Consider the following 22,900-nt stretch of genomic DNA (forward strand, 5'->3'; position numbering starts at 1 on the left):
GTGAGGGTAGCGGGCGGTAGTTATTTGGCGACATTTGGTAACCCTGATGGGTGACGTTTCGGTGGAGCATTCGAGTCACCGTGTTGACGCCGTGCCCGGCATGCCCTCTTTCTCACCGGCGCACAGGGTCCGGAACGCGCGAGGGCCCCGCGGCGCGAACGCCGCGGGGCCCTGCGTACCACTTCGCCGAGATCAGTCGGAGAGACGCTCGCCCGTGGAGGTCGAGAACACGTGGGTCTCGCCGGCCTTCGGGACGATGCTCAGCTTGGAGCCCTTCTCCGGGACCTGACGGCCGTTGACGCGGACGACCAGGTCCTTGTCCTCGCCGCCGACCCGCGCGGTGCCGTAGACGTAACCGTCGGCGCCGAGCTCCTCGACCACGTTGACCGAGACCTCGAGGCCGCTCTCCTTGGAGAGACCGCCGGCGCCGACCGGCACCACGTCGAAGTGCTCGGGGCGGACGCCCACGGTCACCGTGGAGTCGCCGCGGCTGCTGGCGGCGGTGATGGCCTCACGGCTGACCGGCACCACGGTGTTGCCGAACATCACGCCGCCGTCGGTGATCGGAACCTCGACCAGGTTCATCGCGGGCGAGCCGATGAAGCCGGCCACGAAGAGGTTGGCGGGACGGTCGTACATGTTGCGCGGGGTGTCGATCTGCTGCAGCAGACCGTCCTTCAGCACGGCCACCCGGTCGCCCATCGTCATGGCCTCGACCTGGTCGTGGGTGACGTAGACGGTGGTGATGCCGAGACGGCGCTGGAGCGACGCGATCTGCGTACGGGTGGAGACACGGAGCTTGGCGTCCAGGTTGGACAGCGGCTCGTCCATGAGGAAGACCTGCGGCTCACGCACGATGGCGCGGCCCATCGCCACACGCTGACGCTGACCACCGGAGAGCGCCTTGGGCTTGCGGTCCAGGTACTCGGTGAGGTCGAGGATGCGCGCGGCCTCCTCCACCTTCTGGCGGATGACGTCCTTCGGCACACCGGCGATCTTGAGCGCGAAGCCCATGTTCGCGGCGACCGTCATGTGCGGGTACAGCGCGTAGTTCTGGAACACCATGGCGATGTCCCGGTCCTTCGGCGGCAGGTGCGTGACGTCACGGTCACCGATGCGGATCGCGCCGCCGTTGACGTCCTCGAGACCCGCGAGCATGCGCAGGGAGGTGGACTTGCCACAGCCGGACGGGCCGACCAGAACCAGGAACTCGCCGTCCTGGATCTCGATGTCGAGCGCGTCGACGGCGGGCTTGGTGCCGCCCGGGTAGATCCGGGTCGCCTTGTCGAACGTAACAGTGGCCATGGTGAGGGCCCCCTTCACCGGCAGGAACGTGCCGGACGATCCGTAGTGGAAGGTGGATGTCGAGTCCGGCGGACCGGACTGCAGGGACGTTAACCCGCGGGACCGCCGAAAGTCAGCAGTTGCCGGAGGAGAACTTCACAACAATTGCCGACGGGGCCACCCGGCCCGGTGGGTACACTGCTCGGGCAGCGCCTCCTTAGCTCAGCTGGCCAGAGCACCGCTCTTGTAAAGCGGGGGTCGTCGGTTCGAACCCGACAGGGGGCTCAGAACGAAGGGCCAGTTCAGAGGCGTGAACCTCTCGAACTGGCCCTTCGGCGTGACGGCAGCCGTGCCACACGCGTTCTGTGACCCATGCGCGTCATCAGCTCCCGCAGGCTCGTCCCGCGATGCCGTAGCGCAGGGTGGTCGCGCGCCGTCTCCAGAATCGCGAGGCCGCCGGTTCGAATCCGGTCGGCTTGGCCTGCCCCAGCTGTGCGTCCAGGACGAAGAGCGACCGTGCAGATGTGTTCCAGAACGGCCGGCGACCCACGGCCTGTCCCGGTTGCCGCGACGTAGTATGCGCTTCGCTTCAGAGCGCTCCGCGCTCTTCACAGTCTCGTGGGGGGACTTCACGTGAGAAAACGATCCCTGGCACTCGCCTGTGCCTTTGTGGCGGCAGGCGTCCTGCTGGGCCCGGTGCCGGCCGCGCACGCTGCGGTGGCACCCGTGCTGTACGGCGTGGGCAGTGACGGGCCGGCCTCCGGCCTGGTCTCGGTGAACGCCTCGTCCGACAGCGCCATCACCTCCATCACGGCGCACCTGTACGCGCCGGACTCCGCCGCCGGCGACCCGGAGGTCGCCGAGGTCAGCGACTTCACCCGTGCCTCGGGCACCGACCAGCAGGGCTCATGGCGGACCAGCACCCCGCTGCGCCTCGCCGACCTCGGCGCCTACCGCGTCATGGTCGATCTGACCGACGCCGACGGGGACACCACCACGGCTCAGGGCACCTTCGAGTACGAACTCGAGGCGAACCTGACCGACCTTCAGGCCACACCGCAGAACCCTGACTACGAGCACCAGAACGTCACCGTCACGGGCGGCTTCACGGTCACCGACCCGCGCACCGGCGAGACGACACCGGCAGCGGGCAAGCTGGTGGACCTCGAGATAACCAACGAGGCCGACAAGACGACCACGACCGGCGCCGACGGCCGTTTCACCTCCACCTACACCGTGGACGACCCGTCCGTCGCCTACGTCAACGCCTGGCTGCGGCTGGGCGAGCCCTGGTACCAGTCCAGGGCCAACCAGAGCGTCGAAGTCAGGGCCGTGCAGTCGCAGACGCGCGTGACCCTGGACGCCGGCGACGTGTACGTGAAGGCCGGTCAGCCGGCCACGGTCTCCGGCACGGCCGAGGTGTACGTCGGCGGGGCGTGGAAGCCACTGGCCGGAGCCGTCGTCGACGAGGTGTGGGACGACGGCAGTGGAGGACCCGGCGTCGCCTCCCGGCCCGTCACGGACGCCCACGGCCGCTTCACCGGAAACCTGACCGTACCGAGGTCGGGACGGGTCGAGGTGCAGGTGCGCACCGGGACGTACCTCGGGTACAGCGGCTCTCAGACGGTCCACGTGTACGTCGCGAACAAGACGTCCATCACCGGCTTCACGGCGACCTTGAACAAGTACTCCGAAGTCACCGCCAAGGGCCGGCTGAACACCGGACAGCGGATTCCCTCGGACGCGGTCAACAAGGTCGAACTCCAGTACTCGGCCGACGGCAGGACCGGCTGGCGGACCATGAAGACGGTCACGCCGGGCAGCGGCGACCCCGAATCCGGCGCACCGTTCAAGGGCACGTTTGACGCGCCCTACAAGGGCTACTTCCGGGCGCACTTCAAGGGCAGCCGCGACTTCCAGGAGTCCTACAGCGCGGTCGTGTACGCCAAGCGCACCCCGACCCGGATCACCGACGGCAATGCCTCGCCCGAGCCGGTCCGCAAGGGCCGCACGATCACCTACAAGGGCAAGCTCCAGCGGTACACCTCGGGCGCCTGGAAGGCTTACGCCGACCAGAAGGTGAAGATCCTCTTCCGCCCCAAGGGCTCCAGCACCTGGTACGACATGGGCAACACCTACACCCGCTCGGACGGCACCTTCAGCAAGGGCTTCACGGCCTCGAAGGACGGCACGTGGGTCGCGGTTCTCCTGTACCCGAACAGCACCCACCTGGTGAGCTCGGGGCGCGAGGACTACGTCGACGTCATTTGAGCACGAGCACATGCGTAAGGCCGCCCCGGTCATAGCCGGGGCGGCCTTACGTTCAGCAGTCGTGAACGGCCCGAGTGTGCACGGGTGGAACTCGACAGGCAGCGGATGGATCGAAGGGCCATCAGGTCGGGCGGCAGGGGCAGCAGCCCCGCGACCGCGAGCATCCCTAGGTGCTTCGGGCAGCATTGCCCGCTGGAGCTCGGGCCTCCCCAGGGGAGCCGGGACGAGATCGGTGGAAAACGGAACGCACCATGTCGGGCGCGGAGAGGTCCTGCATCTCCTCCGGGCCGGCGCTTCAGCGGACCTGCTCCCCCTGCTGGCTGCCTCGGTCATTACCGTCAGAAGGCGTCGGGGCACCGTAGCCCGCTCATTGCCAGGGCTCGACCGCCACCACGGCCTCGATCGGCACCGCGCCGTACACGTGGGGGAACTCCTCGCCGTTCGGCGGCATGGCCTCGTATCTCAGCGGGACATCGAGCCGGTCCGGGTCCACGACCAGCACCACCAAGTCGTCGGGGCCCTCGTAGTCGCCGTAGAGGAGAGCGGCGATGCGCGGGAGCTGGTCGCGGGTGGAGAAGTGGACGAAGCCCTCCTGCTGGAGCGTGCGGCCACGGGTGGACATCTCGTAGGTGCCGGACGCACGGGCCGTCTCCCAGAGAGAGCGCTCGGTGATGTGCACGATGTGCTGAGGTTTCGGCATGCGGGCACGCTACGGGGCCGGCTCCGCCGAGCGCACCTGAGGGGCCGACGTCGCTTCTGTCCACGTCCCGACCGCGCAACGCGGCTGGGGCTGAGCGAAAGGAAGTGCCCCGGGCGATGCCGTGCGGGCAGGATGCGGGGCGTGACCGAGCTGCCGAGCAACGCCGTCCCGTCCCCCGCCGTGCGCGATGCCTTCGGTGTGAGCGGCACTCCTGTCCTGCTGGCCGGCGGGCAAGGGCGAAGCGTGCTCGTCGGTGGGGCGGTGTTCAAGGCCGTCAAGGGGGCTGAGGACGAGGTCGAGTGGGCTGCCTCCCTGTTCGAGCGGTTGCCACCGAGCAGTGACTTCCGTGTCCCGTTGCCGCTCCGGGCCACCGACGGGCGGAGCGTCGTGGACGGCTGGGCTGCCGGCGCGTTCCTGACCGGTGAGCCGGGTTCGCAGGGACACTGGGCCGGCGTGCTCGGCGCCGGCCGTGCCTTCCACAGGGCTCTGCGGCAGGTGCCCCGGCCCGGTTTTCTTGACCGGCGTACCCATCCGTGGGCTGTGGCCGACCGGGTCGCGTGGGGTGAGCAGGACGTCGACGTGGTCGAGGACCTCCACGCGCCTTACTCGGCGTTGCTGGAGCTGAGGCGCCCCGTGAAGCAGGAGGGGGCTCAGCTCATCCACGGCGACCTCACCGGCAACGTCCTGTTCGCCGCGGACGAAGCGCCCGCTGTGATCGACTTCTCGCCGTACTGGAGGCCTCCGGTGTTCGCCGACGCGATCGTGGTCGCGGATGGTCTGCTGTGGTTCGATCCCCCGTCCGACCTGCTGACGGGTGGCAGCGATCATCCTGACTGGCAGCAGATGCTGATCCGGGCACTGCTGTTCAGGCTCGTCGCGCACAGCGAGAGCGTGGGTTCCTCGGGGCGGGCTCAGTGTGGTGAGCGGGAGCGGTACGGCAGGGCGACCGACATCGTGGTGCGGAGGTTGGCGGCGCGTTAGAGGGACGGGAGGGACGCGGTCGAGGCTGGTTCGACCTCCCCGCTTCGTGGGAGGCGGGAGGGGCTGATGCCCGTTTGTGCTGCGTGGGCGTACAACCTCGGCGGGGTGCCGGCTGTCTGTAGGGCGCTGAAGGAACGCGCCTTCGGGAGCGGTTCCGTACGGAGATTGGGGTTCAGGTGGGGAAGCAGGTCTGGAGAGTCGCCGTGGCCGGTGGTGCGGCGGTGGTGTTCACGGCTTTGGCCGCGGTGCCGGCCGGGGCGGCCGAGGGTGGGGTCTCGTTCACCCGGGTCCAGGTGAACAGCGGCAAGCCGATCGTGATCGGGGTGTCGAAGGAGGTCGCGGTGCCCGCCTCCTTCCGGATGGCGACCACGGAGGCGTGGGAGTACCCCAGGGTGTTCCTGTACCGCGGTGCCGTGAACGGTGGTGACCAGCTGTGGCACGTCATCGACGGGAGCGACTGCATCAAGGTGAGCGCGGGCGTCTGCGACTTCAACGAGACGATCTATTTCGACCCGAGCGAATACGACATGCGCAACAGCGAGGCCGGGGCCTGGAAGGTCGGTGCCGAGGTGTTCTTCAAGGGCGACGGCGGCGACGCGGACGACGAGGGGCAGACGACGTACGTCAAGCGCAACTCCCGCCTGACCGTCAACGCCTCGCCCGAACCGGTGGCCAAGGACAAGACCATCACCGTGACCGGAAAGGTAACGCGGGCCAACTGGGAGACCAGGAAGTACGCCTCCTACGGAGGACGTCTGGTGAGCCTGCAGTTCAAGCCTTCCGGCAGCACCTCGTACACCACGGTGAAGAAGGTGTACGCGAACAGCTCCGGCGATCTCCGGACGACCGTGAAGGCATCCACGACCGGTACCTGGCGCTGGGTGTACTACGGCAACACCACCACCGGGCCGTCGACGTCCTCCGGGGACAACGTCGTGGTGCAGTGATGTCCGCGGCGCCGGCGGCCCGGCCCGGTGGGGGCCGGGTTGCCGGTGACGGGCACGGGACCCGACGTGCTGCGGCCCGTGTGGGGGTGGTCCCGTGGATCGACGGGGACTAGTGCGAGGTGCCGAGCGAGCCCTCGGGGGCCGGAGAGGACCGACGGGCCAGGAGCGCGCCGGCGCAGGCCAGGACGACGGCGAGCCCTGCCAGGAGGGTGAGGAGCACGTTGATCGACGGGGAGACGTGCTCCACCGTCGTGCCGTCGGAGTAGACGCAGGCGCTGCGAGGAGGCCAGTACTCCTGCACCACGCCGCCGAGTTCGGCGCCGGAGGCGTTCCGCTCCCCGCACAGCTCGGGAAACGGCCCTCCCAGGGCGACGGCCATCCAGCCGTAGCAGTACACAGCCGTCGCGGACGAGGCGAAGAGCAGGGCGAGGAGTGCGGAGAGTCTGGATGGGGGGACGGGTGGGTTCTTCAGCATCAGGGCGGCGGTCACGATGCTCGCCGCCGCTGTGGCAAGGCTGACGAGCAGCAACACGCCCAGCAAGGGGAAGGACAGCGGCACGGTGCTCTCTTCTCATACCTCGACCGGTGTGACGGCGGGCGGGCATCATGGACGCCATGGACACGTCCAGTGTGGAGTGGATCTGCGTCGCGGGCTACGAGAACCTGCCGGGCCGCCCCCGGCCGATGGCGGCCGTCCGCGCTTGACTGCGTGAGCGGGGGATCGACTGGATGCCGTTCGGGCCGGAGGAGATCCGGTTCGATCTTGCCTGTGGACCTGGCCCTGACGGGCGGTGGCGTGGCTTCTTCGACGTCTACGCCCAAGGGGATGCCCTGCGGAGGCTGGGGCTGCATCCGGATCAGCCCAGCTCCGTCGTCACCGGTGCGTCGCCGCCCGGGTGGTGGCACGCCGCTGCGGAGCGCGCTGCTCAGCAGCGGCGCCTGCCTGTGCCGGGGCCGGAGGGACACCTTTTCGCTTAGTTGCATGTTGCTTGCAGGAGCGAGTGGGTTGCATCAGCATGGTGGGTGGCGGCGAGGTCGGCCCGTCGGCTTTCGGTGGGACGGTGCCTGAACGCGGGGTGCGGTTCCGCGGGAAGATGATCGTCTTCTCTTCCGGCGTCCGCCGGATCCGGGCCGGCCTCGCTCCCCACCTCGACCACCTCGGTGGGGAGCGCCCGGTGTCGGCGTTCGGGGGCAGGAGGGTCGTCCGTGGCCGGGTGAAGCGTGGAGCAGCCGCCTCACCTTGGAACAGAGGTTCCCGATGACGGCGGTGAGCGTCCCCGAGGGACGCCCACCGCTGTGAGCCGGATGCCCCACCGGGGCGCGCGGCTGCGGACCGGAGGGGGAGCGGGTCGTGTGGGCCGCCCTTCGCCCGGCGGGAGCGGCTGGGCCCTTCCCGGTCCGGTCAGACGTTGCCGAGGGTGAACGACTCGGAGACGCCGATGGTGGAACGGCTTGCGACGAGCGGGCTCGTTCCGCCGTTCCCGGCGGTGACGTACAGGTTGTTGACCTGCGCCCGCAGGCTGATGGAGCCGTCGGAGTTGTTCACGCGCTGGAAGGTTTCCCAGGGCCCGACGCTGGTGCGGTTGGCGACGAGCGATCCGCTGCCGGCGTTCTCGGCGCAGACGTACCGGCTGTTGACGCGGGCCCGCAGGGCGACGGCTCCGCCGCCGAGGTCGACCAGGTCGAAGCGCTCCCAGTCGCCGACGGTGGCGCGGTTGGCGACGAGTGGGTTGGCTCCCGCGTTCTCCGCGCAGACGTACTGGTCGTTGGCCCGGGAACGGAGGCTGACCACCGACCCCGTGGGGGGTGACGACGGAGTGAGGACGGCCTCCCAGCTCGTGGTGGTGGTGCCGGAGGTGGCGTCGGTGGAGAGGCGGTCGCGGGCGGCGGTGTCGGCGTAGAGACTCCAGCGCATCCAGTCCACGTAGGTGGCCACGGTCTGGGCGTGGTTGTAGCCGCTCCAGATGTACTCGTCGTGGCGCGCGCCGCGGTGGGTGAGGAAGGCCTTGGGCGCGGGCAGTTCCGCGTACGCCTGGCGGGCGGAGGAGTACTGGCAGGTGGGGTCCTGGTCGCCGTGGACGAACAGGACCCTGGCGGCGACCGTGCTGCCGGGGTTGCCCATGTCGACGCAGGCGAAGGGGACGGCGGCGGCAATCCGGCTGTCCGGCCAGGCGGTCAGCAGGCCGTGGGTGGTCATGCCGCCCAGCGAGTGACCCGCGACACCGACGCCGGGCCGGGTGTCGAGGTGCCCGGCGAGCGGATCGCCGGCCGTGGTGTTCAGGGCGAGGGTGTTGGTGATCACCTGGGAGACGTCCAGGGACTGGTTCCCGTTGTAGACGTCCTGGATGTTGCCCGAGGTGCCGCTGGACGTGGTCGGGAAGACGGGGGCCGGGACGACGAACCCGGCCTCGGCCAGGGGGCGGATCAGCGGTGCGTAGCTCTCGGGGTTGCCGCCGAGGCCGTGGCTGAACTCGACGACCGGGAAGACGCCGTCGGCTACCGGGGCGTTGACGACCGGGTTACCGCCCGGCGTTCCCGTCGAGGGGTAGAAGATCCGGGTGGTCAGCCGGCGGCTTCCGCGTGACCAGGCGTACTCCCTCACCCCGATGGCGAAGCGCTGGGTCGGCGCGGCTGCCGAGGCGGACGGGGAGGCGGTCGCGGTGGTGGCGCCGTGCAGGTGGACGGCGGCCACGGCTCCGGCCGCGCCCAGTCGTAAGAGGGTGCGTCTCTTCATGGCCATGGTGTGCTCCTTGTCGGGGACGGAGGGTGAGGTAGAGGGGACCGGGGGGTGAGGGAACGGAGGGTTAAGGGGAAGACGGGCGGGGACGCCGGCGGCCTCCACCGGCGGAGCGCGGGCCGCCGGACCGGACGCGGAGCTTCCACGGCCGGCCCGCCGGCGAGGACAGTCGTGGTGGGCCCGGGCGGCGAGGGCCGGTAGACGGTTCCCGCCGCCCTCGCGACTCGGACGATGGCCAGGAGGCAGGGGCCGGCGACCGGCAGCCGTCGTCGTCAGGGGGACGAGGCCGGCGCGGAAACGGACTCAGGTGCCGACGGCCGACGCGGTGGGGGGCGTCGCGGCATGCCGTGGCGGTCGCGTGCCCGGCGCGGGTGGCGGCGACGTCGTAGGCGGGCAGGTGGGGCTGCGCATGGGATGTCCTCTTCGGTGTCCGTTGTGGGGGTGGACCACGGTCTGAGGTGCGGTGGTGCCGGGGGCGACTCCCGTCGGCAGGGGGCCCGAGGCGGGTGACCGGCCTCGGGAGGTGCCGTCGGCCCTCCGCGGGATGGTGCCGAGCAGTCGCGAACCGTCCCGAGCAGTGCCGATCGGTGCCGGTGGGCGCCGGTGGGTGCCGATCGCTCGCCGCGTCGTCCGGTGTTCGCCCGGATGAAGGGACACTAGATTTCCGCTGATGGAGTGTCAATCAGCGAATTCGGTCGCTCGATGACACCTTTGCGCGGTCCCGAGTCGGCATGTGAAGGGGGCGCCCTTCAGCTGAGCGGAAGGCGCTGCGAAATATCGACGAAATGCAAAACGGGAACTCGCGACGTGAGAGATAGGCGCCGGTTCTTCCGCATTTCCGCGGGAGAAGCGCTTCCGAAACTCGACGAAACCGAACCGTGCGCGCATTGGCCGAAACGGCACGTCGGCGACGGGCACCCACGCGCGACGGACAGGGGGAAAGGCGTTGACGTCCACGCGCGGGATCCGGTGTGCTGCCGTCATGAGCGACCTACGTATGGAGCGGCCGGAGGACGAGGCGTCCCTGGCGGACTGGCGGTTCGTCCACAACACGATCATCCCGACGCACCAGTTGTCCCTGGAGGACGTGCGGGAGCGGGCCAAGCGGAACCACCTGGAGGTCGCGTACCTCGGGGACACGCTGGTCGGGTGCTCGACGGTGCGGCCGCCGGCGGAAGGGACGGCGACGGCCACGGTGATCGCGCGGGTGCTGCCCGCGCACCGCAGGCGAGGGCTCGGCGCGGAGCTGTACGCGCGCGGGTTGCGGCGGGCGCGGGAGCTGGGGGCCGAGGCGATCGAGACGGTGGTGCTGTCGTCCAACAAGAACGGTCTGCGCTTCGCCTACCGGAACGGGTTCCAGGAGATCGAGCGGTACCTGCTGGAGGGGGACACGATTCCGTGGGTCGACCTGCGCCTGGTGCGGCCGGCTGCCGGGCGCTGAGACGGGCCGTCCGCCCCTTGGAGCGACGTGTGAGGATGGGCGGCATGATTCGACCCGCCGCACCCGCCGACGTTCCCGTCATCCACGGCCTGATCCGTGAGCTCGCCGAGTACGAGAAGGCGCCCGAGGAGGCCGTGGCCACCGAGGAGCAGTTGCGAGAGGCGCTGTTCGGCGAGCGGCCCGCCGTGTACGCGCACATGGCGGTGGACGAGGCGACCGGGGAGCCGGTCGGGTTCGCGATGTGGTTCCTGAACTTCTCCACCTGGCGTGGGGTGCACGGGATCTACCTGGAGGACCTGTACGTGCGGCCCGAGGCGCGCGGCGGCGGGCACGGGCGGGCGCTGCTCACCGAGCTGGCGCGCATCTGCGTGGAGCGCGGCTACCAGCGCCTGGAGTGGTCGGTGCTGGACTGGAACGAGCCCGCCATCGGCTTCTACCAGGCGCTGGGCGCCCGTCCGCAGGACGAGTGGACGGTGTTCCGGTTGACGGACGAGGCGCTCACCGCGCTCGGGAGCTGACGGCCGCCCGCGGGGCCGGCGGCCTGAAGCCGGGGACCGCCCGGTAGGGACCGAGGGCCAGGCCCACCGCGGTGAGGGCGCTGCTGAAGGCGACGGCGGAGAGCACGCCCGGTGCGGCGACCTGGTCGCCGGCCAGGAACACGCCGCTGCCGCGGTCCACCGCGGGACGGTCGCGCCAGGTCGTCCCGGGCGGGTCGACCGCGCCGGTGCGTCCCTCGGCCAGTGCCTCGCGACGGTAGGTGATCCGCTCCCGCCAGTCGGGCAGCCCGAGGTCGAGCAGGGTCCCGCCGCGGGCGAGCGCGTCCTCGCGGGGCTCGCCGGGGGCCAGGGGGAACTGGGCCTGGAGCAGCTGCTCGCCCTCCGGGGCGAGGGTGGGGTCCGTCCCGGAGAAGCGCTCCATGTACCCGGGGCCGTCCAGGTCGACGAGGGCGAAGGCGTCGCGCGGGTCCTCGCGCAGTGCCAGGTCGACCAGGACGGTGCGGCCGCCCGGCCAGGTCAGCGACGGATCGTCGAGGAGCGCGCGGGCGGCCGGCAGCGCGGTCGCGACGATCACGGGACCCCTGTCCGGCCGGGCGTCGGCGAGGTCGGTGACCCGCGAGCCGCTCTCCACGCGCACGCCGAGGTTGCGGACGCGGGCGGCCATCCGGGCGATGAAGGACTGCCAGCCGCCGCGGGGGTAGCGGACCTCCGGCGGGACGTGGGTCATCCGCCGCAGCCGCTCCTGGACGAAGCGTGCGGACAGTGAGCCCGGGTCGTGGTGGAAGAGGATCGTGACGGTGGCGTAGGCGGTGGCGCGGGCGGCCTCCTCGCCGACCTGCCATGAGGCCCAGCTGAGGAAGTCGACGTCGGCGGGCACGTCCTCGGGGTCGAAGCGGAGCAGGCGCGCCATGCCGAACGGTGGCGTGCGGCGCAGGACGCCGTCCCGGCGGAAGCGGAGCCGGGTCAGCTCGCGCAGCGGCGTCGGGGCGACGGGTCCGATCAGGCCGCGGTCGTTCAGCCACCGCCACTGAGGGCTCAGGCTCAGGAAGGCGTGGGGGCCGTCGTTGGTGCGGTAGGGGCCGGCGGTGGTGCGGGCTCGGCCGCCGAGGTCGTGGTGGGCCTCGTGCAGGGTGACGTCGGCGCCGCGTTCGGCGGCGGCGATGGCGGCGGTGAGTCCGGCGAGGCCGCCACCGACGACGGTGACGGTGCGGGGCATGGTTGCCTCCCGGTTCTCTCCCTCGGACGCGGGCGGGGCGATCCGCTGCCGTGCGGTGCCGCCGGCCGGGGCGTCCGGTGCGTCCGGTGCGGCGGTGCCGTGCGGTGCGGTTCGCTTCCGCCGGTACGTGGTACGAGTCCCCGCTCGCGGGACATCGACGCGGCGGCGCGGGCCTGGGTCTTCGAGGCGGCCGGGAGACGGTCAGGCCTCGGCCCGAGGGGGGGGAGGGAGGGGAGGGAGGGCTAGGGGAGGCGGGGGAAGCGGGCCTGGAGGGTCCAGAGGGCCGGGTTCTCGCCGAGGTCCTCGTGCATGTCGACCAGGTCGGCGATCACGTCGTGCAGGAAGTCCCGCGCCTCGCGCCGCAGCTCGGCGTGGGAGAACCGCAGGGGCGGCTCGTCGGTGGTCATCCAGTCGGCGTCGATCTCGACCCAGCCGAAGCGCCGCTCGAAGTAGAGCCGGTCGGTGGACTCGGTGAAGTCCAGTTCCGCGCGCTGCGGGCGGGAGGCGCGGGAGCCGGCCGGGTCGCGGTCGATCTGCTCGGCGATGTCGCACAGCGCCCAGGCGAAGTCGAGCACCGGCACCCATCCCCAGGCTGTGGAGATCTCCTCGTCCTTCTCGGTGTCGGCGAGGTAGACGTCACCGCAGAAGAGGTCGTGGCGCAGGGCGCGGACGTCCGCGCGCCGGTAGTCCGTCTGCGGCGGGTCCGGGAAGCGGTTGGAGAGGGCGTAGCCGATGTCGAGCACATGCCGATGGTGTCATGCCGCGGCGGTGCGGCCGGGCGCGTGCGACCGGGGGCCCGGGGCGGTCCCTGGATCGAGCCCCGGGGTCTTGGTTCCGGGCCTGCGCCCAGGACCGGGTCCAGCAGCAGAGCGCCAGGATCAGGGCGTCAGGGGCAAGCGCCAGGACCGGTGCGACGCCAGGGTGCCGGGACGAGGGCGCGGGGACTCGAGGGCTCGGGGGCTCCGGAGGGGTCGCCCCGCTGGGCTGCCCGTGCAGACCGGCGGGGGCGGGGGACGGCGCGACCCCTCGCGTGGACAGCCGGACGCTCAGGCAGCCGGACGAGCGGGCCCCCCCCGACGGCCGGTCACGCCGTCTCTGCGTCGGCGGCGGTCGCCGCTGCCACGAGAGGGGCCAGGCGGGGCGGCCAGATCGTCTCCCTGGTGGCGGCGAGTTCCTCCAGGGTCCACCAGCGCCAGGCGAGGATCCCGTCCGCGCCGTGGGCGTCCCCCAGGTCGCCGGACAGGTCGCGGCGCGCGCCCCGTGCCAGGTACACGTGCTCGTGCTGACGGACCGGGACGCCGTGGTAGGTGAAGTCGTGCTCCCAGACGCACAGCAGCGGCCCGGGGGTGACGTCGCTCCAGCCGGTCTCCTCGCGGACCTCGCGGGTGGCGCCCTGGAGGGGACTCTCACCCGGTTCGAGACCGCCGCCGGGCAGCGCCCAGTACACGCCGTCGTCGGGGTTCTCGTAGCGCAGCAGGAGGACGGGACGGTCGGGGCCGGGGCCGACCACGGCGACCCGGGCCGCGGCACGGGGCATGCGCGGGGTGGTGGGGTCCTGCAGCGGCTTGCGCAGCACGGAGCAGGGGCGCTGGTACTGGCGGTCCAGCCGGTGGCCGATCACCTGGTAGCCGAGGGAGGTCCAGAAGGCGAGCGAGCCGGGGGTGCTGTCCAGGACGGCGAGCCGGACGGCGGTGCGGCCGGCGGCGAAGAGACGGGCCTCCACGGCGGCGGCGAGCCGGCGGCCGAGGCCCTGGCGGTGGACGGTCGCGTCGATCATCAGCAGGCCGATCCACGGGTCCGGGTCCACCGGGTCCGGGTGGTGGGCCAGGGTGACGGCCAGGCCGATCAGGCGGCCGGCACTGCGGGCGAGGAGGATCTCGATGTCCGGGTCGGCGATCTCCTCCGCGAGGGCGGCGGCGACCTGCTCGGGCCGGATGTCGTCCGGGTCGGGGAACTCGTCGTCCCCCGCGAGCGCGTGGAACTCGCGGTTCGACGCGTAGAGGGCGGTGAGCTCGGTGAGCACGGGGCCCGGGATGTCGCGGTCCGGGGTGAGGGGGAGCGGCTCCAGGATCATGGGCGCACGCTAATCGACCGAGCGGCGCGGGGAATCCCTCTTACCGTTCGGACAGGAATCCGTGGCCGCGGCCGGACGGTGTTCCGCGGCTGCCGGCCGGACGGGCCCCGCGTCGGGCCGGGGGCGGCGCGGCGGGGCGACCGGGCCCGGCCCGCCCCGAACGGGGGCGGGCCGGGACATGGCCGGGAGGACTCAGACGTTGACGCCGAAGTCCTGGGCGATGCCGGTGAGGCCGGAGGCATAGCCCTGGCCGACCGCGCGGAACTTCCACTCGGCGCCGTGGCGGTAGAGCTCGCCGAAGACCATGGCGGTCTCGGTCGCGGCGTCCTCGGAGAGGTCGTAGCGGGCGATCTCCGCGCCACCGGCCTGGTTGACCACGCGGATGTACGCGTTGCGGACCTGGCCGAAGTTCTGCGAGCGGTTCTCCGCGTCGTAGATGGAGACCGGGAAGACGACCTTGTCGACCTCGGCGGGCAGACCGGCCAGGTTGACGTTGATGGCCTCGTCGTCGCCGGCGCCCTCACCCGTGCGGTTGTCACCGGTGTGGACGATGGACTGGTCCGGCGTCGCCTTGTTGTTGAAGAAGACGAAGAACGCGTCCGAGTGCACCCGGCCGGCGGCCGTGACGGCGATGGCGGACGCGTCGAGGTCGAAGTCCGTTCCCGTGGTGGTGCGGACGTCCCAGCCGAGGCCCACGGTGACGGCGGTCAGGCCCGGGGCCTCCTTGGAAAGCGAGACGTTGCCGCCCTTGGACAGGCTTACAGCCATGGTGGGAGTCCTTCCTTCGGTGTGTGACTGACGGGCTTCGCACTGGGGGCGAACCTACCGTCGCTTCGTTGAACGCCGGGAGAGGTCCGAGAGGTTCCGCCTCGCTTTACCTTTTTTACCGGTTCACCCGAACGGACGGGCGAAAACCGGGATGACTGCGGCGCCCCGGGCGGGGGACCATGGGGGCATGTCCGGTCGCCCTCTTCTCATCCGCGGCTCCGTGCCTCTGCCCGAGGCGGAGCTCAGCTGGCGCTTCTCCCGTTCCGGCGGGCCGGGCGGACAGCACGTCAACACCAGCGACACGCAGGTCGAGTTGCGGTTCGACCTGGCGGCGACCGAGGCGCTGCCGCCGGTCTGGAAGGCCCGCGCGCTCGAGCGGCTGGGGTCGCGGCTGGTGGACGGGGGCGTCGTGGTGGTGCGGGCCTCGGAGCACCGCTCGCAGTGGCGCAACCGCGAGGCGGCGATGGAGCGGCTGACGGCCCTGCTGGGCGAGGCGGTCGCGCCGCCGCCGAAGGTCCGGCGGCCCACCCGCATCCCGCGGGGCATCAACGAGCGCCGCCTGGAGAACAAGAAGAAGCGGGCGGACACCAAACGGGGACGCAGCCCGCGCAACTGGGACTGACCGGCCGGGACGGGCCCGCGCCCCGGGAGAACCGACCGCGGCCGGGGCAGGACCGCGCCCCGGGAGACCCCGGGAGACCCCGGGAGACCTCGGGAGACACGCGCCGCCGGCAGGCGGAGGCGGACGGGATCAGCCCAGGTGCCGGTACCGGCTGCGGAAGTGCAGCAGCGGCCCCGCGTCGCCCGGCGCCGTCGACGCGGTCAGCACGCGGCCGACGAGGAGCGTGTGGTCGCCCGCTTCGACGCGCTGCTCGGTGCGGCACTCCACGGTGGCGAGCGCACCGGTGACCAGCGGGGCGCCGCTGGCCTCGCCGCGGGTGTGCGGGACGTCGGCGAACAGGAGCCGGTCGCTGATCCGCCCCTTCATGGCGAACCGCCCCGCGACGTGCCGCTGGTCCTCCGCGAGCACCGAGACCGCCCACAGCGGCTGCTCGGCGAGCAGGTCGTCCATCCGGGAACCGGTGCGCAGGCTGATCATCGCCAGCGGCGGGTCGAGCGAGACCGACATGAAGGCCGTCGCCGTCATCCCGGCGTCCTCGCCGGCCGGGCCGTCGGGGTCGGGCTGGGGATCGTGCGCGGTCACCAGGACCACACCCGAGGCCAGCCGGGACATGGCCGCGCGGAATTCTTCGTCGTTCACCCCTTCAGCATGCCCCGGGGCAGGGTCGCCGAGGACGGCAGGTGCCAGGGAGGCCGCCGAGGTGCGAGAGGCCGCCGAGGTGTGAGATGCGGGAGGGAAGGAAAGGGTCGCCACATGAACGACGCTAGGCGCCGCCACGCCTGCCCCGCATCGGCCCCGGGCCGCATCCCGGGTGCGCTGCGAGACCTAGGTCCCCCGCCCGGCGTCCCGGCCCGCCCCCTCCGCTGGCCCCGTGGCGCGGGGGTTCTCGACGGTCTCCGCTGCAAAGTCCCCACGTTGTCCCTGTTTCCCGTGATACATGTGACTTGACTCACAGCGACAGAAATTTGCTGACCCTGCGTACCGGTGGAGCAGCGCGCTGTGATTCAGTGACGTTGAAGCTGCACGAGTACGCCGAACACAACCCTTGATTCGCTGCGAGGTCTCGGGGGGAGGGCGAGCATGGAGACCGAGTCGGAACCGTATGTCCGCCTTGCGACTCTGCGGCAGTTGCACCAGCTGATGGCGCGGATGAACACCGCCCGCAGCCTGGCCGACACCCTGCAGACGGTCGCCGACGGCCTGGTCGAAGGGCTGGGCTGGGAGCTCGCCGCCGTCAACCTGGTCCGCCCCGAGAAGAACGATCTGGTCGTCGCCGCCATGGCGGGCAACACGGCCGCCGAGGCGCTGCTGACCGGCCGGTCCGGCTCCCGCGAGTCCTGGGACCGCCGGCTCACCATGGGGGAGACCTGGGGGGCGCTGCGGTTCATCCCGCACACCGAGGCGTGGATGCTCAACGAGGACGACGTCCCGACCTGGCTCACCGGCGGCCCGCTGCCCCGCTTCGAGGACGAGTGGCACCCCGACGACCGGCTGTTCGCGCCGATGTACGCCCCCGGCACGCTGGACCGCAACGTCGAGCCGGAGCTGATCGGCGTCATATCGGTGGACCGCCCGCGCAACGGCCGCCGGCCCGGGGCGTGGGGGCGCGAGGCGCTGGAGACGTACGCCTTCCACGCCTCGATCGCCATAGCCAACGCCCGGCTGCGCTCCAACATGCAGCGCGCCCTGGTCCGCCTGGAGCGGGAGCAGCAGGCCCTGCGGGCCAGCGAGGAGAGCTTCCGGCAGGCCTTCGAGTACGCCCCGTCCGGCATGGCCATCGCGGACATGGGCGGCGGCGACCAGCACGGCCGGATACTGCGCACGAACGACGCCCTGTGCCGGCTGCTGGGCCGCCCGGCCACCATGCTGTGCAAGCAGTCCTTCGAGGCGCTGGTCCACCCCGAGGACGCCTCCACGCTGCGCCGGACCTCCGCGGAGGGCGGCCGGGCCGAGCTGCGCCTGGCGCGCCGGGACGGCAGCTACGTCTGGGTGTCGCTGCGCAACTCGGTGGTGGCGGACACCGCCGACGGGCCGCGGTTCCTGCTCACCCACGTCGAGGACATCGAGGAGCGCAAGCGGCATGAACTGGCGCTCGCCCACCGCGCCTCGCACGACTCGCTGACCGGCCTGCCGAACTCCGCGGAACTGCGGGCCCGGCTGAGCGCCCGGCTCTGCGACCGGCCGTACGCGCCGGACACCACCGACAACCGCCTGGCCGGGGTCGTCGAGTCGCTGGACGCTGCCTACGGGGACGAGCCCGCCGAGCTGGGCCTGTACGAGCCGGGCGCCTACGACACCGGGGTGTACCACGACCTGGCCACCGAGCCCTTCCGCGAGGGCGGGGGCTACGAGGTGGACCCGTTCGAGGGGCTGGGCCACAGCCGCGCGCCGGTGCCGGTGGACGGCTACGACGGGTTCGGCGGGGGCGACAGGTACGGCGGCATCGTCCGCGAGCCCCGGCACGTGCACACCGTGGCGCCGCGCGAGCGGCGGGACGACGGCGGCAAGGGACTCGCGGTCCTCTTCTGCGACCTGGACGGCTTCAAGGGCATCAACGACCGCTTCGGTCACAACGCCGGCGACGCGGTGCTGATCGAGGTGGCCCGCCGCCTCAGCGAGTGCGTCCGCGACGGCGACACGGTGGCCCGGCTGGGCGGTGACGAGTTCGTGGTGCTCGCCGACGGCCTCTGCCGCTCCGACGCCGAGGACCTGGCGGCGCGGCTGCGCAGCCGAATCGTTCAGCCGATCGTGGTGGAGGGCCGGGAAGTGAAGGTCGGCGCGAGCTTCGGCATCGGCTGGGCGCACTGCGGGATGACCGCGGAGGAAGTGCTCAAGTCTGCCGACGAGCGCATGTACGTTCAGAAACGATCACGTCCGAAAACTCACAGACGCGCGGGTTAGACCGCAGGTCAGAGCGCCGTCACCGGCCCGTGGGATCTGTGTCACCCACTCGGGCTACAAACAACGGGTACGCTCGCAAGACATCACCTGTCGCACCTGACCCCGCATCTGTTGAGGAGTACCAAGGGATGACGTCCGGTAACAACGGCGCCAGCACGCCCGAGGACGACGACCCGTTCGGCTACCTCTACGCCGACGGGCAGGCCAACGGCGCCCAGCCGCCCAGTGGCGGCGGTTACGGCTACCCGAACTCCGTCAACCGCGTGCGGGCCGTCGGCGAGCGCCGGTACGGCGCGCAGCAGACGGCGCAGCAGCCCGCGCCGCCCGCCGGTGCGGGCTACGGCCGTCCGAACCCCCACTACCAGGCCCCCGAGGTCGCCATGGGCTCCGTCGGGGTTCCCGGCGGTCCCGCGGACGGCGGCCACCGCTCCCACGGGGGCGGCGGCCGTGGCCGTGGCCCCAACACCAAGGGCCTGCTGATCGGCGCGGTGGCCGTGGTGGCCGCCGTGGTCATCGGCATCGGCGTGGCCATGGCCGGCGGCGACGACGACTCGGGCGACAAGGCCGAGGCCTCCCCGTCGCCCACGCTGACCGCCATGGACAAGCCGGCCGGTTCGGACGGCAAGGACAAGGGCAAGGACAAGGACGTCTTCGAGCCGTTCGCGATCGAGGCGGCCTCGCTCACCGGAGGCCTCTCCGGTGGAGCCACCCCGGCGAGCGACGTCCCCGGTTCCCGGGCGAAGAGCGGTTCCTACGTGGCCGGACTGAACACGCCCGGCGCCTCGGTGACGTGGACGGTCAACGGTGTGCCGGAGGACGGCCAGTACACGCTCTTCACCTACTACGGCGTCCCCGGTGAGGACACCAAGGCCACGCTGACCGTCAACGGCGGTCCGGGAGCCGAGGTGGACATGAAGAACTGGGCCAATGCCGAGAAGGGCGCCTGGGACAAGGGCTGGACCCGCACCTACAACTACGTGCCGCTGAAGAAGGGCACCAACAAGATCACCCTCACCTGCGCGAGTGGCTGCAACGCCAACATCGACCAGTTCGGTCTGGTCGCCGGCGAGGTGAAGGAAGCGCCGAAGGAGTTCGGCTCCTGATCCGCCGGAGCCCCGCTCAGGCCGTGGGCGCCGCCTCGGTGACCCGGACGCGGCCGAGCAGCTCCTGGTAGCGCGCCCGGTCGAACTCCCCGGCGACGGGCGAGAGCACGGTGGCCGCCGAGAGGGCGGCCGCCCGGGCCAGCCGCTCGGGCCAGGGCAGGTCCTCCATCAGCCCGGACAGCAGACCGGCGACCACCGAGTCGCCGGCCCCCGCCGGGTTCCCGCGCAGCGGGCGGGGCGGCGCGGCCCGCCAGTGCCCCTCCGGTCCGGCGGCCAGCAGGCCCCCGGCGCCCAGTGAGGCCACCACGGTCCGCGCCCCGCGCCGCCGGGCGTCGCGGGCCGCCTGCAGCGGGTCGTGCGAGCCGGTCAGCTCGGCGAGCTCCTCCGCGTTCGGCTTGAGCAGGTCGGGGCGGGCGGCGACGCCGCGGCGCAGCGGCTCGCCCGAGGTGTCGAGCAGCACGGTGACCCCCGCCGCCCGGGCCTCGCGGACCAGCAGCGCGTACGCGCCGACCGGCACGCCCGGCGGCAGGCTGCCGCACAGGGCGACCGCCCGGGCGGAGGGCAGCAGGCCCCGGTAGGCGTCGCGCAGCGCGTCCCACTCCGCGGCCGAGACCGTGGGACCGGGCTCGTTGAAGAGGGTGGCGTCCTCGGCGGCCGGGTCGACCACCGAGACGGTGCGGCGGGTGGAGCCCGCCACGGGTATCAGCGCGTCGGTCACCGGCCCCGGCCCGCCTGCCAGCAGCTCCCGCACGGTGCGCCCGGTCGCGCCGCCGGCGAAGCCGGTCACCGTGACCCGGTGCCCGAGGGCCGCCAGCACCCGGGCGACGTTGATGCCCTTGCCGCCCGGCCGTTCCACGACCTCCGACACCCGGTGACCGGTCTGCGGACGCAGGGCCCGCACCCGGTAGGTGATGTCGAGCGCGGCGTTCAGCGTGACCGTCAGGATCACCCGGTCCGCCTCCCCCCGATGATGCGCCAGCTCCGAGGGCGGCCGGTCCGCGGCCGCCTGTTTCTGGCTCGATCATGCCAAAAGCAGGCCCGGTGGCCCAGAGGCCCGACGAGCCGGGGGACGGCGGAGGGGGGAGGGGTGAAAGAGGCGGCGGGTCGGTCGCGGCGGGTCAGTCGCCTCGGGGGTCGACCACCCAGTCGCCCTTGCGCATCACCCCGCGCAGGGCGAACTCCGCGTCCAGCACCACCAGATCGGCGTCCTTGCCGGGTTCCAGCGAGCCGATCCGGTCGTCCAGGCCGAGCAGCCGGGCGGGCGTCGCGGAGATCGCCGCGACCACGTCCTCCACCGGCAGGCCGTCGAGGGTGACGGCCCGTCGGAAGGCGCGGTCCAGGGTCAGGGTGGAGCCGGCGATGGTGCCGTCCCCGGCCAGCCGGGCCACGCCGTCGAGCACCTCCACCTCCAGCGGCCCCAGGTGGTAGCGGCCGTCGCCGAACCCGGCGGCGTCCATGGCGTCGGTGATCAACGCGACCCGTGCGCCGCCCGCGTGACGGAACGCCAGCCCCAGGGCCCCCGGGTGCAGGTGGACGCCGTCGTCGATGAGCTCGACGGTGACCCGCTCGTCCTCCAGCAGCGCGGTGACCGGTCCGGGGGCGCGGTGGGCCAGCGGCGGCATGGCGTTGAACAGGTGGGTGGCCACGGTGGCGCCCGCCTCGATGGCCTCGACGGTCTGCTCGTAGGTGGCGTCGGTGTGCCCGACCGCGGCGATGACGCCCATCTCCTTCAGCATCCGCACCGACTCGACGCCGCCGGGCAGTTCGGCGGCGAGGGTGACCATCCGGGCCTGCCCGCGCGCCGCCTCCACCAGCTTGCGGACCTCCGCCGGGTCCGGCTCGCGCAGCAGCTCCTCGGAGTGCGCGCCCTTGCGGCAGGGGGAGATGAACGGGCCCTCGAAGTGGACGCCGGCGATCTCGCCGTCCTCGGCCAGCTCGGAGAGCATCCCCGCGCGTACGGCCAGGGTGGACAGGTCACCGGTGACGGTGGAGGCGACCAGGGTGGTGGTGCCGTGGAGACGGTGGGTGCGCACCCCGCGCAGGACGTCCTCGACGGTCCCGGAGCTGAACGAGGCGCCGCCGCCGCCGTGGTTGTGGAGGTCCACGAAGCCGGGGACGACCCAGCAGCCGGACAGGTCGACGACGGTGGCGGGGGCGTCCGCGGGGACGGCGGCCGGGTCGGCGAGGCGGGCGCCCTCGACGACCACCCGGCCGTCGGGGACGACGCCGCCCGGCAGGACCACCCGGGCTCCGGTGAGCACGGTGCGTGCGGCGTCGGCGGCGCGCGCGGGAGACGGGTCGGCAGCGGCGGGGGACGCGGCGGTGGGGGAGCCGGCGGCGGGGGATGCCGGAACGCTGCCGGGGTCGGTGGCCGTCATGGAGCGGGGACCTCCAGGGAGGGGGCGTCGGGGGAGGGGCCGGCCGCGGCGCCGGCCGGTGCGTCGAGCAGGTCCCAGGCGAGGAGGCCGGCGCCCAGGCAGCCCGCCGTGTCGCCGAGGGCGGCGGGGACGATCTCGGGCGGCCGCTGGAAGGTGATCCGGGCAGCCACCGCCTCACGCAGCGGGGTGAACAGCGTCTCGCCGGCCTCGGCGAGACCGCCGCCGACGATCAGACGCTGCGGGTCCAGCAGGGTCAGGCCGGTGATCAGGCCGTCGGCCAGGGCGTCCACCGCCTCCTGCCAGACCTCCCGCGCCCGCGCGTCGCCGCGGTCCGCCGCCGCGGCGCAGTCCGCGGCGTCCGCGTCCGGGTCGCCGCAGACGCGGGCCCAGGCGTCGCCGACCGCGGAGGCGGAGGCGTACCGCTCCAGGCAGCCGTGCTGCCCGCAGGGGCAGGGCCGGCCGCCGGGCCGCACGACGATGTGGCCGATCTCGCCCGCGTTGCCGTGCGCGCCCTCCTCGACCCGGCCGGCGATGCCGATGGCGCCCGCGATGCCGGTGCCCAGGGCCACGAAGAGGAACCGGTCCGCGCCGCGGCCGGCCCCGGCGCGGCCCTCGGCGAGACCGCCGGAGCGCACGTCGTGGCCCACCGCGACCGGGACGCCGCCCAGCCGCTCCCCGATCAGGGCGCGCAGCGGGACGTCCTTCCAGCCGAGGTTCGCCGCGTAGACGGCGACCCCGTGCTCGGCGTCGACCAGGCCGGGGACGGCGATGCCGACCGCGGCGGCGCCCCGGCCGAGACGGGTCACGCCCTCGGCGTGCAGGTCGGCGGCGAAGCCGAGGATGCCGTCCACGACGGCCTCGGGGCCCCGGTGCCGGCCGGTGGCCCGGCGGTCCTGGTGCAGCAGGGTGCCGTCGGGGCCGACCAGGGCGGCCTTCATGCCCGTGCCGCCGACATCGAGGGCGATGACGTGATTCACGTC

The 22,900-nt window shown here is 72.5% G+C and carries 20 protein-coding genes and 2 tRNA genes; 10 read left to right on the top strand and 12 right to left on the bottom strand.

The window, feature by feature from the left end:
- Positions 1–192 precede the first annotated feature (192 nt).
- Complete coding sequence (locus ABT026_RS06790; protein WP_351112961.1) at positions 193–1,305, bottom strand: ABC transporter ATP-binding protein; 1,113 nt, start codon at positions 1,303–1,305, stop codon at positions 193–195.
- A gap of 190 nt (positions 1,306–1,495) precedes the next feature.
- Here ABT026_RS06790 and ABT026_RS06795 point away from each other — a divergent pair.
- From ABT026_RS06795 to ABT026_RS06805, 3 genes are all read left to right on the top strand, one after another.
- Positions 1,496–1,569 (top strand) — tRNA-Thr (locus ABT026_RS06795).
- Positions 1,570–1,689: 120 nt separating this feature from the next.
- Positions 1,690–1,764 (top strand) — tRNA-Trp (locus ABT026_RS06800).
- Positions 1,765–1,917: 153 nt separating this feature from the next.
- Positions 1,918–3,555 (top strand): hypothetical protein, encoded by a 1,638-nt coding sequence (locus ABT026_RS06805; protein WP_351112963.1) that lies wholly within the window; start codon positions 1,918–1,920, stop codon positions 3,553–3,555.
- Between the two features lie 367 nt (positions 3,556–3,922).
- Here ABT026_RS06805 and ABT026_RS06810 read toward each other — a convergent pair whose 3' ends face one another.
- Complete coding sequence (locus tag ABT026_RS06810; RefSeq protein WP_351112965.1) at positions 3,923–4,255, bottom strand: DUF952 domain-containing protein; 333 nt, start codon at positions 4,253–4,255, stop codon at positions 3,923–3,925.
- Positions 4,256–4,396: 141 nt separating this feature from the next.
- On the opposite strand from ABT026_RS06810, the gene ABT026_RS06815 reads away from it, so the two are divergent.
- Positions 4,397–5,236 carry an aminoglycoside phosphotransferase gene (locus tag ABT026_RS06815; RefSeq protein ID WP_351112967.1) on the top strand — a complete coding sequence of 280 codons (840 nt, stop codon included), beginning with the start codon at positions 4,397–4,399 and terminating at the stop codon, positions 5,234–5,236.
- 176 nt (positions 5,237–5,412) lie between these two features.
- Entirely contained in the window at positions 5,413–6,183 is a 771-nt protein-coding gene (locus ABT026_RS06820) for a hypothetical protein (RefSeq protein WP_351112970.1), read from the top strand.
- Positions 6,184–6,292: 109 nt separating this feature from the next.
- On the opposite strand, the gene ABT026_RS06825 is transcribed toward ABT026_RS06820, so the two are convergent.
- Together ABT026_RS06825 and ABT026_RS06830 are read right to left on the bottom strand one after the other, a co-directional pair.
- Positions 6,293–6,742, bottom strand: a complete 450-nt coding sequence (locus ABT026_RS06825) for a hypothetical protein (RefSeq protein WP_351112972.1) — start codon at positions 6,740–6,742, stop codon at positions 6,293–6,295.
- A gap of 843 nt (positions 6,743–7,585) precedes the next feature.
- Positions 7,586–8,923, bottom strand: a complete 1,338-nt coding sequence (locus ABT026_RS06830; RefSeq protein WP_351112975.1) for an alpha/beta hydrolase — start codon at positions 8,921–8,923, stop codon at positions 7,586–7,588.
- A gap of 979 nt (positions 8,924–9,902) precedes the next feature.
- On the opposite strand from ABT026_RS06830, the gene ABT026_RS06835 reads away from it, so the two are divergent.
- Positions 9,903–10,361, top strand: a complete 459-nt coding sequence (locus ABT026_RS06835; protein WP_351112977.1) for a GNAT family N-acetyltransferase — start codon at positions 9,903–9,905, stop codon at positions 10,359–10,361.
- Between the two features lie 44 nt (positions 10,362–10,405).
- Entirely contained in the window at positions 10,406–10,879 is a 474-nt protein-coding gene (locus ABT026_RS06840) for a GNAT family N-acetyltransferase (RefSeq protein WP_351112979.1), read from the top strand.
- Here ABT026_RS06840 and ABT026_RS06845 read toward each other — a convergent pair.
- From ABT026_RS06845 to ABT026_RS06860, 4 genes are all read right to left on the bottom strand, one after another.
- Entirely contained in the window at positions 10,860–12,074 is a 1,215-nt protein-coding gene (locus ABT026_RS06845) for an FAD-dependent oxidoreductase (protein WP_351112981.1), read from the bottom strand. The genes ABT026_RS06840 and ABT026_RS06845 overlap by 20 nt on opposite strands.
- A gap of 242 nt (positions 12,075–12,316) precedes the next feature.
- Positions 12,317–12,817 (bottom strand): hypothetical protein, encoded by a 501-nt coding sequence (locus ABT026_RS06850; RefSeq protein ID WP_351112983.1) that lies wholly within the window; start codon positions 12,815–12,817, stop codon positions 12,317–12,319.
- A gap of 341 nt (positions 12,818–13,158) precedes the next feature.
- Positions 13,159–14,148 (bottom strand): bifunctional GNAT family N-acetyltransferase/NUDIX hydrolase, encoded by a 990-nt coding sequence (locus ABT026_RS06855; RefSeq protein ID WP_351112986.1) that lies wholly within the window; start codon positions 14,146–14,148, stop codon positions 13,159–13,161.
- Positions 14,149–14,340: 192 nt separating this feature from the next.
- Positions 14,341–14,916 carry a TerD family protein gene (locus ABT026_RS06860; RefSeq protein WP_351112988.1) on the bottom strand — a complete coding sequence of 192 codons (576 nt, stop codon included), beginning with the start codon at positions 14,914–14,916 and terminating at the stop codon, positions 14,341–14,343.
- Positions 14,917–15,103: 187 nt separating this feature from the next.
- Between ABT026_RS06860 and arfB the strand changes: the two genes are divergently transcribed.
- A complete protein-coding gene (gene arfB, locus ABT026_RS06865) occupies positions 15,104–15,538 on the top strand; it encodes an alternative ribosome rescue aminoacyl-tRNA hydrolase ArfB (RefSeq protein WP_351112990.1) in 435 nt (144 codons plus the stop codon).
- A 129-nt stretch (positions 15,539–15,667) separates the two neighbouring features.
- Here the strand turns inward: arfB and ABT026_RS06870 are convergent, their stop codons facing one another.
- The gene (locus ABT026_RS06870; protein WP_502967918.1) at positions 15,668–16,150 is read right to left on the bottom strand and encodes a flavin reductase family protein; all 483 of its coding nucleotides are present in this window, start codon (positions 16,148–16,150) and stop codon (positions 15,668–15,670) included.
- A 468-nt stretch (positions 16,151–16,618) separates the two neighbouring features.
- On the opposite strand from ABT026_RS06870, the gene cdgB reads away from it, so the two are divergent.
- Positions 16,619–18,439, top strand: a complete 1,821-nt coding sequence (cdgB, locus tag ABT026_RS06875) for a diguanylate cyclase CdgB (protein WP_351112992.1) — start codon at positions 16,619–16,621, stop codon at positions 18,437–18,439.
- A 128-nt stretch (positions 18,440–18,567) separates the two neighbouring features.
- Entirely contained in the window at positions 18,568–19,542 is a 975-nt protein-coding gene (locus tag ABT026_RS06880) for a carbohydrate-binding protein (protein ID WP_351112994.1), read from the top strand.
- A gap of 16 nt (positions 19,543–19,558) precedes the next feature.
- Here the strand turns inward: ABT026_RS06880 and ABT026_RS06885 are convergent, their stop codons facing one another.
- From ABT026_RS06885 to ABT026_RS06895, 3 genes are all read right to left on the bottom strand, one after another.
- On the bottom strand, positions 19,559–20,491 hold the full coding sequence (locus ABT026_RS06885; RefSeq protein ID WP_351112996.1) for a 1-phosphofructokinase family hexose kinase: 933 nt from the start codon (positions 20,489–20,491) through the stop codon (positions 19,559–19,561).
- Positions 20,492–20,660: 169 nt separating this feature from the next.
- Complete coding sequence (gene nagA, locus ABT026_RS06890; RefSeq protein ID WP_351112998.1) at positions 20,661–21,920, bottom strand: N-acetylglucosamine-6-phosphate deacetylase; 1,260 nt, start codon at positions 21,918–21,920, stop codon at positions 20,661–20,663.
- A complete protein-coding gene (locus ABT026_RS06895) occupies positions 21,917–22,897 on the bottom strand; it encodes an ROK family protein (RefSeq protein ID WP_351113000.1) in 981 nt (326 codons plus the stop codon). The genes nagA and ABT026_RS06895 overlap by 4 nt, the downstream gene beginning before the upstream one ends.
- Positions 22,898–22,900: the final 3 nt, after the last annotated feature.

Source organism: Streptomyces sp. NPDC002734 (assembly GCF_040295685.1).
Taxonomy (GTDB): Bacteria; Actinomycetota; Actinomycetes; order Streptomycetales; family Streptomycetaceae; genus Streptomyces.